We start from the raw sequence: 16,303 nt of genomic DNA on the forward strand, positions 1-16,303 counted from the left end.
GCTTCTTATTATAGCAAGACCAGAAGCTAAATAGAAAGAGACCAATAAGTACGAGGTTGAAATTATTCCTGAACATGTTTGACAATTGTCTTTGTTTCACCTGCTTGAGAGAGTGAAATAGAGTCTGTGAATACGTTTTCGAGAACCATAAGGTCATTGATAGTATCTCCTATGCTGTTCACATACTCTTGATTGTGTATTGAAAAAATTGCGTTGACCTCACCAGTAGTATTGTTTTGCATCATTCCAAAGTATTTGATATTTGGCCAACGGACTTTTTGTTTAGGAGGTTCTGGTTCCTCCTTTTTTGTAACTATCCTTTTGGTTTGAGGGATGACGGTATTCTTATTTCGGCTGGCGGCCTTTCCAAGAAATGGATCTCGAAATTTCGAATGTAGACTGAAGCTCTGGGTTTCTTCATGCCCTTGCTCATAATCCTTGATGGGAGCCACAATCTCTGAATTGACCACTATCGTTTCATCGTTGGAAGATTGTACAATGTCGTAAATAACCTTTGTCCAAATCATCACAACAACAACTAGCATTATGTATTTAAGTGGCTTTTGCTTCATGGTTCAATATCAAAGCTTTCCGGTTCGCTTTCTGAGAAGTTCCCAACCGAATCGTAAGTCTTAACAATCCAGTAAAAACGACCTGTTCCGAAGTCTGAATTTGGGATTATTATGCTGTTATTCACTCCTTCCTCTTCCATAACCAAGTCTGTCAGGTCCTGATCGTCATAAACGAATATACTGTCGCTGGTGATAGTAAACTCATCAATACCTGATTGCCATTCAAATTCAGTTGTTCCTGTGACGCTTAAAGTGTCTCCAATCGGTGAGGTCAGAACTGGAAGGCTCGGAGCAGATTGATCAATTGTTAAACTTCTCTGGGTGAATTGAGATTGAGAACTTCCATCAAAACCTTGAACTCTCCAAAACCAGATGCCTTCTGGGATAACAAGTGAGGTGTCGGTTGAGGTTAAGTTAACTGTTGGGCCAAACTGATCTCCTACTGCTCCATTTTCATTTTCGAAAACCTTGAGGGAGTAAGAGTTAGCACCGATTAATGGTTCCCAGTCGAAACTCACAAGACTATCGGAAAAGACAGCGCCATTAGCCGGTGAAGACAGAATAATCTGAGAATCCTGGATACCAGAAGTAGAATCTATAAATACGGTTCTTGTTGAATAAGGTGTATGGCTACTTCCGTTTTCTGCTCTAACTCTCCATTGATAAGTCCCAGGATTCATTGAAAAATAGACTGAATTTTCTCCAATTGTTGAGTCAACCTGGAATTCTAATGGCGATTCAAAGTTTGGTTGCACTATTTGAATTCGGTAGTGCATGGCTCCGTCCACTTCTTCCCATCGGAACTGCGGAGTTGTAGAGGTGACTACTTGAGAGTCAGCTGGAAGTATTATCTCAATTCGATCGTCTGAGAGGTCTTCTTCTATTATATCAGAGCATTGATAAAATGAAGAGAGGAAGACCACTCCGAAAAAGAAGCAAAATAATTGATTATTGAATATTTTGGACATAGTATGTACTAAGTAGGTGTTTCTCACGGTTCCTTTTCTCCTTGTAGACATGATACTCAAATGCTGCTACGTGGCCGTATTTAAATTCATCTTCAAGCAATTTACTTAACTTTTGCAAGGTGTGAAAATCTGCCTTTACAGAAACTGAGTGGGTCAATATTGTGTACCCATTTTTTTCATAAGAGTGAATAGGGGAGACTTCGAAAAGTTTCGAGTCGTTTTTCCTGGAGAATTTTTCAATACTTCCCAATAATTCCTGTTGTACTTCCTCAGTCTTTCGGTTTTGTTTGCCAATGATCCCTTCGAGTTGCTGCAAACGACCTCTTGCATTTGGGAGCTTTTTTTCAGCTATGGCGCTACTATCGAGCTTTAGGCGAGCCTCAGAGTATTCTCGAAACTGTTCTACTGTAGCGGAAAATGAAAGCTTGTAAGCAGCAAAGCTCACCAATACCATCAATCCTATGAGGATGTAGAACCGAGACTTATTTGTTAAATCGGACAATTGCTTCATACTTTTAGCAAAATAAGGATTTCGAATTGGCCAATTGGTTCTTCTATACGGTTGAAATTCAACAACTCAACTTCTTTTATGAATTTCATATTGCGAATGCTGTTTAGCCAGTTGTTTAAGTCTTCCGAATTGTTGGCAATACCGCTTACTTCGATCTTGTCTGTCTGAAAGCTAAGTGGTTTTCCCCTCTTTATCTTGTTTTCAGGAGGTCGTACAAAAATGGACTCCAGTAAAATGCTTTCAGGCATTTGGTATGCCACCTGATCCAGAATCATGGTTCCCGAAGTATTTCGCTCTATACCAAGTTCTGAAATCATGCTTTGACTTTTCGCAATATTAGCTTCAATTGACTGCAGCTCGTCATATGCTTGAGACTTGAAAACCAACTCCTGACGGAGGGCGGCATTTTTCTTTTGATAATGCTGGAAGACAAAAAAGTTAATCACCAGAAGAATAAAGAGAGACACTAGAAAAGTAATTCCTACAAGCTTGAATTTCCGACTATATTGATAGTCTTCTCTCTGCGCGGTCAGAGACTCTGGCAACGTTGCACTTCTTTCTTCAGGTGAAATAAAAAACTTCAATGCTACTGAAAGTGAGGCTGCATATTCCGGAGGGACTACCAGATCATCTATTTTGATGTTTTGATGAGTCTTAGAATTGTCATTTCGGGCGGTAATCAAACCATTGTCCAGGTCGACAACAGTGTGCCATCCGACAACATTTGAAGAACTTAGCAATGCAATACTTTGAAGACCTGATATTCCCAATGAAAGAGAAAGAACATTAAAGCCTTCTGCCGCAAACTCGCTCAAGATCTGATCGACCTGGGATTTTCGAGATAGGCTGAAAAAAGTTCTTTCATCCCATTCAAAAGACTGAATATAGAAGTCGATGGGTTTTGCTTTTGGAAGTGCTGACTTGAGGAGCTCTGTAGAGGTTTTGTCAATTCCTGAGACACACTTATTGAGTATGCCACTGCCTGAAATGGATAGAACTAAAGGTGTTTTCTTATCGAGGATTGAGAATAGTGACTCCCAGCTCTCAGCTTTCTGTGGTTCCCGGGATAACTCAATTTTATCTCCATTTTTGACAAGATGAACTACAAGAAAAGAGGTATTGCCTTCAGCAGAAATATTGATATCGACTGCACAAACTGTTTCTTTAAGTATGCCAGAAAAGAATGCCATAAAAGTTCAGGCTAGTACATGATTGTTGGGCGAATGAAAATATTCAAACGACTCTGACTCTTCGATTTTGATCTGCTTCCAAAAAGCCATTTTAGAACCGGAATTCTTGAAATGAGTGGAATGCCTCCCCCGGAGCTGTTGTTTGACTTGTCTTCAAGACCTCCTAAGAGAATCATCTCGCCATTCTTTACTCGAATACTTGATTCGAACTCTCTGTTGACGGATCCAAATGGTCCGTTTGCTCCAGATCGTTCTGTGAAATCGCTTTGAGTTACATTGATACTCAATGTTACTTGTTCCGCTCCTGAGACTACAGGAGTCACATTTATTGAAAGATCGGCATTTAGTGGTTGCCATACTTGTTGCTCAGTAATAACATTGTTACCGGCTGATGGATTTACATTCGTTCTTGTTTCCAGGTAGTACTCCTGACGACCGATACTCAGACTGGCAGTATACGAATTCAGAGTAGAAAGCTTTGGAATCGATCTGGTGCGTATGACACCATCTGATTCAAGCGCCTGAATTCTCAAGTAAAAATCTGGAGAAACATTTCCCAAATTGACGATTCCTGCAGTGTTGAAGTTACCCAGAAGTCCGTTTATCGTTTCTGTACTGACATCAAGGTTTAATCCCTGATCACTTGTGATTTGTCCATTCGTTTGGTCGGCAGCACCTTCTTCACTAAGTCCGGCATTTATACCTGTAGCTACGGTTCTATTCTTGTTCACATCTACAATCAAAATCTCTATCATCACTACAGGCACCACCTGATCTACTTGATGAATAAAGTCCTTGAATTGTTTTACATCAGGATATGAGCCACTTACAATAAAAGAGTTTAACTCCGGAAAAGATTGAATTTTAAGATCAGGTGACATGAAAGGAGAGCTCACAGCAACAGATTGACCGCCAGAAGAACCTGCAGCTCCACCAGGACCTTGGTTTTGACCAGTACCTCTTCTTTGAGAGCTTCTGGAACTACCCCCTCCGAATGAGTCGAATACATTTTCGATGGTGCGGTATTTTAATTGAATCATCTCTGTTGTTTCGATACCGTCTTCCTGAGAGTTACCTATTAGATAAACGCGTTCATCAATCGTGAAGCTATATTCTGTTCCGTGGAATAGATAGGTCAAAACCTCTTCATAAGTTGCATTGTCTATGAAGGTCGTGATGCGCCCCTCAGGAGGAGTAATTACAAAGAAATTCTTTAAAAGCTTATCCGAAACTTCTTCGATAATGTCTAAGATTTCTGCGTCATTGGCTCTAACCGATACTCTTAGCGAGTCCTGAGCCAAAGAGACATTAATTTCTCCTGATTCGCCCTCTTCATCCTGTGGTCTTTGACCTCTGCTATTTCTACTGTTCGAAGCAGTTCTGGAATTATTGACTGGCTCTTCGGGTGTCAACTCTGAAACTAAAAAGAAATTACCGTCTTTCTCAATCTCAAGACCATTGGCATAAGCCATTTTTTCCAGTGCATCAGCGAAAGGTCTATTCTGGATGTAGACACTTACAAGTTTATTCTCAATATTTGGTGACAGAACGACATTGTGTACCGATTCTTTAGTGATTTTTCTGGCTACCTTGCCAAGACTGTCTCTTTTGAGATCAAGAGAAATGAAATCTGTTTCTGGAAAGTATTCTATGTCAATTACCCTAGGTGGAGTTGGAATAACCGGTGGGGATGGTCTGTTCCATTTCTTAACGGATATTATACCACCAATTATTTCAATATCAAGCGAATACTCTTTACAAAGAAATACGAGTACATCTGCGACCCGAGCGTTAGCAAAATTGTTTATTAGCCTTTGATTCAGGCTGTCAGAAACATTAATATTGAGTTCGTGATTTATTCCAATTGTTCGGATGAATTCAGTTATTGAAACACCACTTACTGAAGTCTGAATAGACTCGTCAAGGCCAGGTTGATCAACTGTTAGTGTTTCAAGTTCATTTCTAATCTGTTGAATTCGCTCAGTACCATCTTCTTGTGAAAAGCAATCTATTGAAAAAATTGAACACAACACGAAGAGAAAGAGTAGATGTAAACTTTTGGTTAAGGCAGATACCATAAGCTAGTTTTTTGAGGTGAGCAATATAGGGTAAATTTCTTCCAATGAAGTTATGCCCTGTTCAAATAGTTCAAGTGCATTTGCTCCAAGCGATTTAATGTCCTGGTTTTTCTGATATTCTGTAGAATTCAGACTTCCAGTCTTGATTGACTTTACAAGCTCTTGATTCATGTTGATCATTTCATAAACAGCAGTTCTACCGGAGTATCCTGTGAAATGACAATGTTCACAGCCTTGGGGTACATAATGGCGTTCAGGTATGTTTTTCTGTTCGACCCAAGATGGAAAATCTGCTGAGTTCAAAGACTTCTCCTTTTTACAATGGCTACAAAGTTTTCGCAATAATCTTTGGGCCACAGACAGTTTGAGTGTGTTTGCAACGAGATAATCAGGAACTCCCATGTCAATCAACCTGTTTATGGTTTCAAGTGCAGAATTAGTGTGAATTGTGGAAAGTACCAGGTGACCTGTAAGTGCTGCACGGATGGCCATTTCGGCAGTTTCGGAGTCTCTGATCTCACCGACCATTATCACGTCAGGATCTTGTCGTAAAAAAGTTCGTAGTGCTTTGGCGAAAGTTAGGCCAATACTGTCTTTTAATTGTACCTGATTTATTCCGTCCAAAGTGTATTCAATAGGGTCTTCAATGGTGAGAATATTCCTTTTAGTCTCGTTCAGCAGTTTTAATGTGGCATACAATGTAGTTGTTTTACCAGAGCCAGTTGGACCGCTAATCAAAAGTATTCCACTGGTGTTTTTGATGCTTTCTAAGTAGATGTCTCTCTCATTTTTTCGCATACCCAATGAGTCGATGTCTACATTGGTTGTGTCCCTACTTAGCAGACGCATCACTACTTTTTCACCATAAAGGGATGGTAGTATTGAAACACGGATATCAACCCGAAGCCCATCTTCATTGAAGTTTATCCTTCCGTCTTGAGGCAGTCTCTTTTCTGCAATATCGAGATTAGCCTTAATCTTAATTCGATTGACGAGTGCCGGATATCTTGTTTTGTCCAGGGTAAACCGCTCTACAAGCAGGCCGTCAATGCGCATCCTCACTCTGGCGGACTCGTCATAGACTTCGATATGTATGTCCGAACTTCCAATGTCTTTAGATTCGATAATTAAATCTTCAAGGAAACGATCGGCATTAGCTGAATCGAGTTTAGCCGTTTTGGTGACACCTGCAGTCTTTCGATAAATACTTGACAGAGTATTTTGGATAGTATCTCGAGGCTGTGGCTGAAAAACAACTTTTTTGTCGAAAAGCATTTGAACTTCCTCGCGCACATCTGGACTATCTGTATTTTCATCAATGAAGAGTGTGATCAATCCTTCTTCAGATTGCTTAGGAATTACTCTGTAAGACCAGGCTATCTCAGACGAGATTAGTTGTCGATCAGCAACTTCTGTATCTATGAATCTAGTCTCATTCATATTTGCGCTATCCAGTTTATGAGCCAATTCTTCTGATAAAGTCCTGGCCAGTCCATAAGGTATCTTCCCAACTCAGTGGTAAGGAAGAATATTCCAATTGTAGAAACAAATGGAACAGATTTCTTAGTCGGCTTAATTAATAGTAGGACTAGTAGCCAAACAACAATTGTGAAGAAGGTTCCAACAACAAGGTGGATCACATACCAGTCGAAGGACATCATAAAAGTTAGTCCAAGTAGAAATATTGCATCACCAAGACCAAAGTATTCTTTCATTAGATTCACAAATTTTCTTTCTTTCAAGCTGAAATAAAGGCTTGTGAGCCCTAACATTAACAGGCAAAAAGAGAGGTTTGTAAAGAGCTGGGTCAAGTTGGCATTATTTATAATGAATTGAATAAGATTTATTGCAATGAAAACGACAAGTGTAATTAATCTAACTTTTCGCATTCGATAATCCTCTACAATTAGAAATACCATGATGAGGTAAGTTAAGGCATCAACCAGTCCCTCCATCAATCCTTGGTAACCTCTTTTAAGTTCTGGTCTTGATCAATCGTCCAGACATTCAGAACTCCATCTCCATCGAAATCCTGTGAGGCCGTGGCCTTGGCTTTGAATCCTGAGCTACTGGCTTCTACTATTTCGATCTCATAGTATGCATTACCACCTTGGGATGCTAGCTTTTCTTGAGTAAAACCGAGCTCTTCAAGATCTGATGAATACTTTGCTTTTTTAAAGAATTGTGTTTTCTGAAGCGTGTAGACGTGTTTCAGTTGCTGTTGTGCTTCAACACTTCGGGCATCGCTCACTACTCCCATGAAATTCGGCAAAACCATCATCACAATAATGCCGATGATAGCGAGAACTACAAGGAGTTCCATCAAAGTTAAAGCGGGGAGTTTTCTTTTTACTATTTGTTTCATGTTCAATCTCAAATGTCAAGATATGTTAACAGGTGTAAAGCTATAAAATAAGTGGTAAAGAATCGACCTGGTTCTCCATAGATGCGAATTTCACCTCTTAATCAATGCCTTAAGATCCCTTCGGGTAGCAGGATTCACGAGGATGTGAAAAAGTAATTTCAGAAAATTCACACAAAATCTTTTGAATCTTTAACAAAACATTTTTAATTGCACCGTGAAATGAACAAGCAGAAATTGCTTGAGATGTTAAACAACCAACTTAATGCTTTACTCTCTTAACCAAACGGAACTATACAACTTTAGACCACCCTGGCCTCTTATTTGAAGTTATTACCGACTTGCGGTGAAAGTCAAACTGTCTGAATTAATCTTTCCCTGGTTTTTTGTTTTGTAAAGCATCGCTCTAACAGCAGACGATGACTAGACCACTTTACACACTCATCATTTTATTAATTGCCACTCTTGGGCTTGGAATCGGAATAGTTAATTACTTTCAGTCAGGACCAAAAATTGGATTTGTCAAATCTCAGGAGCTTATCTATGGCTATCAGGGAATGAAGGCCGCTCAGCAAGAATTCGAAACGAAGACTCAAGCATGGAGTGCTAATTCTGATACATTAATGTCTTTGTATCAGCAATCATTGAAAAGGTATCAGGATAGTGCGCGATTTTACTCTGACAGGGAGCGTCAATTTCAGGAGGGCCAGTTGAGAAAGCGCCAGGAGAATGTGCAGAAGTATCAGGAGATGACCGCTTCCAAAATGAAGGAAGAAGAGGAGAAGATGCTCGAAGGTGTTTTCAATCAGGTCAATTCTTTTGTTGAGCAATATGCCGAGCGCAACAATTACGACATTATTCTAGGGACAACCTTATCGGGAAGTTTGCTTTATGGGGAGGACCATATCGATGTAACGGATGAAGTTCTTAAAGAGCTGAATCAATACTACACAAATGGCAGCAATGAATAGGTTGAGAAAAAACATATCGTTGCTGTTCGTCTTGTCACTTTTATTGATAGTTGGTTGCAAGAATGATTTTGATATCAATAACCAGAAGGATTTCAAAGTAGCGATTAACTCAGTAGAAAGTGGCCTTACATCCAAACGACAAACTAAAGATCTTGAACTGAGTGCCACGTTAATTCCTGCAGCTTATCAGGCACTGACTAACTACGATCACCAAGACACAACCATCAATCTCGTTGAGGAGGAGCTAGATTATTATTCGAAATCTTTAAGCTTCACATTCAAGATTACTTCTATAAAAGCACAATCAGTTAATCCGATTTTCGAAAGATTGAATTCTTATCAAGACTATAAAAACCGGGTGCACGACCTTAATTTCCGATTGGAGGAGATGTTTCATCTCGATATTGGAGGTGAACGCTACCCTCCAGCTCTGTTTCACTTCGAAGGGAATCAAGGGTTTGACAGAGAGGTTCGATTTAACCTTGTCTTCTCGCCTTCTTCCGCAGAGGATGGCTTGTTTTACTCTGGAGACCAGGTGAAGCTTGTATTTAAAGATAACGAGTTTGGAACCGGGATACACCAATTCAATTTTGAAAGAGAAAGTATCAAACACTTTAACGAAATAGACATTACTCAATTTTTGGACCTATGAAACGATACACCACCAAAAGAAAACTGCGTTTTATTGTAGCTTTTTTCATCTGCCTTTTTCTGTCGCAGATAGCTACACCTACAGTAAGTTTCGCTCTGACCTCAGGGCCGTCACAGCCTGAGTTCTCGAGCTTCGAGCCTGTGGCCACTACCAATATGGTAAATGAGTTTACTGGAGACTTAACGTATAATCTTCCTGTGTTGAATATTCCGGGTGCTGACGGAGGTGGTTACTCTATGTCGCTGTCATACCATAGTGGAGCTTCAATAGAAGAGGAAGCTTCGTGGGTTGGTTATGGTTGGACGTTAAATCCAGGAGCGATTAATCGTCAAAAGCGTGGGTACCCCGATGACTGGAGGGCAGAAAACGTAATTCAATACTCTAAATCCAAAGCCAGCCGCACTTTCTCAGTTGGAGTTAGTAATCAATTTGAGCTTTTTAGTTGGGAGACTCCCTTGAATGGAAGTGCAGCAATTCGGTATAACAATTATAAAGGTTTTGGTTATTCAGTGGGTGCTAGTTACGGGTTTGGTAATGGTGTCGCTAGCCTCGGCTTCAATCTCAGTGATGGACAAGGAAGTTTCTCTCTCAATGTTAATCCAGCAAGACTAGCAAATAACCTTTACAGTGAAGCAAAAGCAAAGCAAGCTAATTTAAAAGAGGAGCATTGGGGAAGACTATTTAAGTTCTATGAAAAAAAATCTTTTACAGCTAATGATTTCCGGAATGCAAGCGCTTTTAGTAGTGGCTATTCAGTCTTCCAAAACTACGGACAAGGTAAGCCAAATTTCAATGCCAAATACAATGGTGGTTCCTATCGCTTCGGAGTCTCTGTAATGCCAACAGCTGCTCCCCCTCAGGTAGGTCCCGACTACACCCTTTTTGGAACCTATGCCTGGCAAAAGAATGAATCTCAAACAACAGCACAGGCATACGGCTATATGTATTCAAGGGACGGTGAGAAAGAGAGGGGGGACAACACATTAATGGACTATTTTAAAGAGCACGAGGCTCCATTCGAGAAAAGAGACAAGTTTTTATCAATTCCTTATGCAAACCCTGATAATTTTGCTGTCTCAGGAGAAGGGATTTCTGGGGCATTTAAGTTAAGACATAAGGAAGTTGGTCATTTCTATCCAAATAAAGTTACGAGTAAGGTTCATCATGTAGGACTAGGGTTGGAAGTTGAAGCTGGTTTAAACTTTGGGGGTGGTGGTAATGCCTCATATGGCCAACATACTCTCTCTACCGAGCCCTGGGTTGATAATAGTTACGGGCATTTTTCAAATCCAGCTTCACATATCGATCAGGATGCAGTGTCATTTCGCTTTGCGAACGATATGGGAGGAAAGGTTTCATATGGGGCCGATGAACAGGAGGAGACTGCGAGTATTGATGGTTCCGGTGGAGATCGGGATGCGTTAGCACATCAATATAATAACTCAGGTCGTCCCGGGCATTCGTCATTCATACATTACGCACTTAATAAGAATTTTTCGGAATACAACTACAGCGGTGTTGTTCCGCAAGTTTACGAAAGATCAACTGATGTAGGTCAGGATATTAATAGATCTAGTGGTGATCATATTGGAGAATTTGGCATACACAATGAAAGTGGTGATTTGTATGTGTACGGCTATCCTCTGCATAACAAGGCCGATGAGAGTATGTCCTATGGTGTTAAGGGATTGAGCGATGCAGCAGTTCCGGCAGACTTAAAGTATGTTTCATCTTCACAAGCGCGATCTGACAATGTTAATAATATTGAACAGGTTATTGGAGAGAAGACAAGTGCCGCGTATCCGTCAACATATCTATTGACTCAAATTACTACTCCCGACTATATAGATGTTAATCAAGACGGCCCAACGGATGATGATTTTGGAGGCTGGACCAAGTTCAGCTATGACAAGAAGTATGGTTATAATGGAACAGAAAGTTCTTCCTATTATAAATGGCGCGCGCCCTATGAAGGTTTTGGATTTCAGAGGGGAGAGATCTCAAACCCCGATGATGACCTGGCTTCTGTTCAATTGGGACATAAAGAGGTAGCTTATCTAGATGAAATTGAGACAAAGACACATGTTGCCAAATTTCATACCTCTCAAAGAACGGATGGACGGTCCGCTATAGAAAGTGAGGAGGATGCGGGTAATCTTTATGACTCTAACGACCTTGCTGACACTAAGGCTCTTTACAAACTCGACAGTATTTCGTTAAGGACAAAAGATGGAGACCGTTTGGTCAAAACAATCCATTTTGAGTATGATAACAGTCTTTGTCCGGGTCTTCCAAATAGTACAACAGGTCAGGGAAAACTGACTCTCAAAAAAGTTTGGTTTGAGCATAATGGGGTGGTTCGGTCAGAAATCGCTCCCTACGAGTTTGTTTATGAATATCCTGATTTTGAGTACCCATACTACAATGAAGGTGCAAATGGTGAAAAAATTGATTTAAATGCGGGCCTGACCGAATTAAATGAAAATCCTCTCTATAGCCCTTACAACGCGGATGCTTGGGGTAATTATCAAAAGAATGGGCTCGCCCGACATACGGAAATGAGGCCCTGGCTTGATCAATCCGAACCGGATTCAGGTTTTGACCCGGCTGCTTGGCAGCTGAAGCAAATAAAGCTTCCCAGTGGAGGTGAAATACATATTCAATACGAACAGGATGACTACCGATATGTTCAGGATCAAATTGCGCATAGCATGGTTCCCTTGAAGGAAAATCCTCAGATTTTTAACGCGGAGGTGATTTCCCACAGAAGTGAATTCTTGTTGAATCTGGGTGAGATTGACACGTACTCTAGCAATGAGCTTGAAAGTATTCGTCAGGCAATTTACAATAGGTATGTGAAGGGAGATGAGCGAATTTATTTTAAAATTTTATATCGTTTGCAAGGGCTCGTTAACCCAACACTAACTGATTGTAAAGCAGAATATATATCCGGATATGCAGAGGTAAAGGAGGTAACTATTGATGATGGTGATATAAAATTGAAACTTCATAATGGAGAAGATGATCGGGGGTTACCAATGCAAGTTTGTAAGGATTTTGTGAAAACAAATCGGGCAGGTAATATGCCTGTAATAGATAATGGAGAATGTCAACCTAATTCATATCTGAACTCTGATGGCCTAATGGGATCGAGTTCAGAAATAGTAAGTTTTGTGTACGAACTGTTAAACATGGCTGCGATCCAGTATGGAGTTGGAGCTACTTGTTTAAGATATGATCCAGCTCATTCATACTTTAGAATTCCCGTGTTAAGGCAAAAGCGCGGTGGTGGGATAAGAGTGAAACGACTTTTAATGTACGATGATGGAACCAGGACTGACGGACAGCCTGTTGTATATGGTTCTGAATATGAATATAAGTCAACTCGAAAAGTTAATGGAGAGTATGTTTCCAGTGGTGTGGCTACCAACGAACCTCAATCCATAAGGGAGGAAAACATTTTAGTAGGCTTTTTAAGTCGTTTCAACCAGAACTTTCTGCAGAAAGCGGTGGCGGGAAGAGACAAACGTCAATCCGAGGGTCCTATAGGTGGAGCCGCCATGCCCGGCCCTTCAGTGGGGTATTCCAGAGTAGTTGTTAAAAATATCCATAGCGGTAAAACGAATACTGGTTACAAGGTTCTTGAATTCAATACGGCTAAAGATTATCCTTTTAAGTTCGAGAGTACTGATGTAGTTGAAGAAACACAATATATACCGATTCCAACAGGTATCGTGAATATTTTTAAGAATAAATCCTGGGCAACACAAGGATTTAATTTCTATCAAAATAATATGCATGGTCAAGTAAAATCGATGGCAAACTATGCCGGTGATTACTCATTGATTCACGAAGAAGGTGCGCAGCTAATCAGCAAGGAGGAAACTCACTATTTTGAGCCTGGTGAAGAGGTGCCTGTTGTGACCAGACTTAATCCAACCTTGGAAGAAGGGGAGTATTTCGAGACTTCTCCAATGCAAATAGGTAAAGAGGTTGAGGTTGCAATGGAAGCTCGCGGAACAGAAGATAAAAACAATGAAGGTGCAATATATCCAGATGTGGATGCTGGAATAGCAGTTGTGGGCTTAATTCCATTTATTTCAGCTTTAGCTTCAGCAACACTTACTGACGTTGCGACCTACACTCATGTAACTTCAAAAGTCATATCATATCCTGCTGTTGTTAAGAGCAAAACAATCACTCAAAATGGTGTTCAACATACAACGTTGAATGAAGCTTTTGATAAGAACACTGGGCAGCCAATAATCACAAAAACTTTCGATGGATATAGACCATATGAAGATAATCCAGACCTGGCAATGGCTCAGAGCGACTTATTAGATCTAGAGAGTTCATCGAATCACGAAGGTATTTACACGAATTATAATATTCCTGCTAGTCTTGTTTATCCCGAAATGGGTCAGAAAGGGTATAATCAGGGTACAGTTATATCGACTCACTTAACTTCTGTGTTTGAAACTGATGTTGAAGTTAACTTCAAATCCTCTCCAGATTTTCACCTCGAATTTGAGCCGCTAGTCGATGGAGTTGATGTCTGTTCTTTGATGGACAAGTTAACACCCGGTGACCTTGTAGAAGTATATTTCATCAATGAAGAGGATCATGTTTTACCTGATGGTCAACCAGCAGATTTTGAAATTTATGAGCAGGTAGCCAATACACTCATTGATCAGGCAGACCGAAATGTCTTCCATGTTACAGGATCACAGTCAAATCAGGTGCTATTAGAAACAGTTTCCTATACCGACATGTCAAACCTGAATGATGATACAGGGGTTTTTGTGAGAGTACTTCGTAGTGGTAAAACAAATCAGCTAAATGCTTCAGTGGCGTCTTACACGACTTATATGAAGAATGACCAACCAACTGGATTTACATTTAGTCAGGGAGGCGATTTTTCGAATAGAGAACAGTTCGCGGCTCTTCTGAACGACTTAATTAATAATGGTTCGCCCGGAAGTAAGGTGGCCATTCCGAATAGTTTAGTTGATCTGGTTATGCCTGGAGAGCCATGTGGATTTCAGGTGAATGAAGAGTACTCTCTGATGATTGACTATGATGGAGATCTAATTGTTGTAACAGATGGAACCGGACAAGCGCCACTTGGGACGCCTTCTAATCCCCACCCGATGGTAACTGCTTTGAATGACTATTTGTCAGAGTATTACAGGTATGATTTGAGTGGAATAGGAGGTAAGCCAAGTCATTGTCAATACCCAATAAATGGTGCTTTAAGTTTTGTAGATGTCAGTAATTCAGAGTCCACTGTTAGCTCGATGAGAACGGCTCAGCAAGGAGATCTTAATCAAACTTTTTCTTTTGTCAATGGTAATCCGATCCCAACTCCAATTAGCAACTACTTTGTTGATGATGGCTTTGGTCTCGGGAACACAGAGGTTTTGTGGAGTACGCAAAACCAAAGCAAAGAGAATATGCGCGTTTTGCTTAAAGAAGTTGGAACTAATTATGTTTTTGGAGTAAGGACAAGATGTGACATTCCGCCAAAGATGTGCTTTGGCTGTAGTGATTCTCAAGGAGGGATGTATTGTGAGACTGCCGTAGTTATAAAAGATAAGTTTGGAGACTATACTATTGAAGATGCGCCAATAGGAGGGTTTGAGCAATTGAATGATGGTTCACTGGTATATGTTTATGATGACTACAGTGGGAATGGCGAGAAGATACAGTGTGAAACTGGCATCAAATTTTGGAGAGAAGGAACTACAGATGTAGAAGTTTGTGAGCTTGTTCCCTCAAGTGCCAGCGGAAGTTTTGTTGTCAACCCTATGAACGGTCTTTTGGAGTTCGTGGATGATGAATATTCTTGTAACCCCATTGTGATGGACTGTATTCAGTTTTGTGACAATGCATATCCGAAATTGATAATGAAGGATGTTGTAAGTTCACAGGTGACTACAATGGATGACAACTGGTATTACGATCTGGATGACTACTTCTGTAATCTATCCGGAGATTCGAAGTATGAGAGTGGCAAAAAAGGTAAGTGGAGGCAAAAATCAACTTATGCTTACGAAGAAACGGTAGACGGTCTCGATGGTGTTGCGACTGCTGGTCGATCTTATAATTCAGGTATGTATGATACGGAAGTATTCTTATTCGAAACAGGTGGACTGAGTGAGAAGTGGTTGAAGCTAAATACTGTTACATCGTATTCTCCAAATGGAAGTGCGCTGGAAGAAGAGAACATCCTGGGAATTAAAAGTGCTGCTAAGTTTGGTTATGACAAAATGCTACCAACATTAGTTGCGCAAAACGCATCTGCAAATACTGTTTTCTTTGAAAGTTTTGAGAAGGTTTACCCCACTTCTACAGGAGACTACTTCGAGGATGGTATGCCATCAGATGGAACTACTTGGGTGCAGGATAGCGATGACTCTCATTCAGGACAATTTGGTGCAAAACTGAGTGCCAGTGCTCCGCCAGCGTTAATAAACCATCTGGCAGTGAATAACCAGGTGCTTGACCAGGGCATTAATTTCAAAGTATGGGTGAAGGTTGATGAAAAAGATCCTGATGAAATAGCAGCTTCTTTCGACCTGTCGATATCCGAAAGTGGTAATTCGGTGGCGTCTAAAAGCTTAACGTATTTAAGTCGCTCCGGAGAGTGGGCATTGTTCTCTTGTGATCTCAATCCCGAAGATATAGTGACCTTGTCTGACGGAGATCAGGTGAGTATGTATTTGGATTTTAGTCATTCCTGGATTAGCGATATTGTTTTGGATGATCTGAGAGTTCAGCCAAAAGATGCCCAGGTAGTGACTTATGTTTATAATGCAGATGAGCTACGCCTTGTTGCAAGTTTCGATGATCAGCACTTCGGCCTCTTCTATCAATACAACCAGGAGGGGAAGCTTATCAGGAAAACTATTGAGACAGAGAGAGGCAGGAAGACACTGAAGGAAACATATTACCATATTCCAAGAAATATGGAGAGACCTGTTTTCCAGCAATGATCAT

11 protein-coding genes are annotated in these 16,303 nt (G+C 40.5%); 3 read left to right on the forward strand and 8 right to left on the reverse strand.

The annotated features are described in order from the left end of the window. Window positions 1–62 precede the first annotated feature (62 nt). From ABHV44_RS10075 to ABHV44_RS10110, 8 genes are all read right to left on the reverse strand, one after another. Window positions 63–572 carry a hypothetical protein gene (locus tag ABHV44_RS10075; protein ID WP_459074559.1) on the reverse strand — a complete coding sequence of 170 codons (510 nt, stop codon included), beginning with the start codon at window positions 570–572 and terminating at the stop codon, window positions 63–65. Beyond that, complete coding sequence (locus tag ABHV44_RS10080) at window positions 569–1,540, reverse strand: hypothetical protein (RefSeq protein WP_459074560.1); 972 nt, start codon at window positions 1,538–1,540, stop codon at window positions 569–571. Before ABHV44_RS10080 ends, ABHV44_RS10075 begins: the two co-directional genes overlap by 4 nt. Continuing rightward, window positions 1,521–2,051 carry a hypothetical protein gene (locus ABHV44_RS10085; RefSeq protein WP_459074561.1) on the reverse strand — a complete coding sequence of 177 codons (531 nt, stop codon included), beginning with the start codon at window positions 2,049–2,051 and terminating at the stop codon, window positions 1,521–1,523. The genes ABHV44_RS10080 and ABHV44_RS10085 overlap by 20 nt, the downstream gene beginning before the upstream one ends. Next, on the reverse strand, window positions 2,048–2,866 hold the full coding sequence (locus ABHV44_RS10090) for a PilN domain-containing protein (RefSeq protein ID WP_459074562.1): 819 nt from the start codon (window positions 2,864–2,866) through the stop codon (window positions 2,048–2,050). Before ABHV44_RS10090 ends, ABHV44_RS10085 begins: the two co-directional genes overlap by 4 nt. 386 nt (window positions 2,867–3,252) lie before the next feature. Next, complete coding sequence (locus ABHV44_RS10095; RefSeq protein ID WP_459074563.1) at window positions 3,253–5,319, reverse strand: type II secretion system protein GspD; 2,067 nt, start codon at window positions 5,317–5,319, stop codon at window positions 3,253–3,255. Between the two features lie 3 nt (window positions 5,320–5,322). Beyond that, on the reverse strand, window positions 5,323–6,759 hold the full coding sequence (locus ABHV44_RS10100) for a GspE/PulE family protein (protein WP_459074564.1): 1,437 nt from the start codon (window positions 6,757–6,759) through the stop codon (window positions 5,323–5,325). Further along, on the reverse strand, window positions 6,756–7,034 hold the full coding sequence (locus ABHV44_RS10105; protein WP_459074565.1) for a hypothetical protein: 279 nt from the start codon (window positions 7,032–7,034) through the stop codon (window positions 6,756–6,758). The genes ABHV44_RS10100 and ABHV44_RS10105 overlap by 4 nt, the downstream gene beginning before the upstream one ends. Before the next feature lie 239 nt (window positions 7,035–7,273). Continuing rightward, on the reverse strand, window positions 7,274–7,684 hold the full coding sequence (locus ABHV44_RS10110) for a type IV pilin protein (protein WP_459074566.1): 411 nt from the start codon (window positions 7,682–7,684) through the stop codon (window positions 7,274–7,276). Window positions 7,685–8,100: 416 nt separating this feature from the next. Here ABHV44_RS10110 and ABHV44_RS10115 point away from each other — a divergent pair, with 416 nt between their 5' ends. From ABHV44_RS10115 to ABHV44_RS10125, 3 genes are read left to right on the forward strand one after another with little or no spacing between them, the layout of a single operon-like run. Continuing rightward, window positions 8,101–8,652: an OmpH/Skp family outer membrane protein gene (locus tag ABHV44_RS10115; RefSeq protein WP_459074567.1), complete on the forward strand. Its 552-nt coding sequence runs from the start codon at window positions 8,101–8,103 to the stop codon at window positions 8,650–8,652. Continuing rightward, window positions 8,636–9,304 carry a hypothetical protein gene (locus tag ABHV44_RS10120; protein WP_459074568.1) on the forward strand — a complete coding sequence of 223 codons (669 nt, stop codon included), beginning with the start codon at window positions 8,636–8,638 and terminating at the stop codon, window positions 9,302–9,304. The genes ABHV44_RS10115 and ABHV44_RS10120 overlap by 17 nt, the downstream gene beginning before the upstream one ends. Further along, entirely contained in the window at window positions 9,301–16,299 is a 6,999-nt protein-coding gene (locus tag ABHV44_RS10125; protein WP_459074569.1) for a hypothetical protein, read from the forward strand. The genes ABHV44_RS10120 and ABHV44_RS10125 overlap by 4 nt, the downstream gene beginning before the upstream one ends. The last annotated feature ends 4 nt before the right edge of the window (window positions 16,300–16,303 follow it).

It is taken from the genome of Halocola ammonii, from assembly GCF_049334165.1.
Taxonomy (GTDB): domain Bacteria; phylum Bacteroidota; class Bacteroidia; order Flavobacteriales_D; family Sanyastnellaceae; genus JBEGHD01.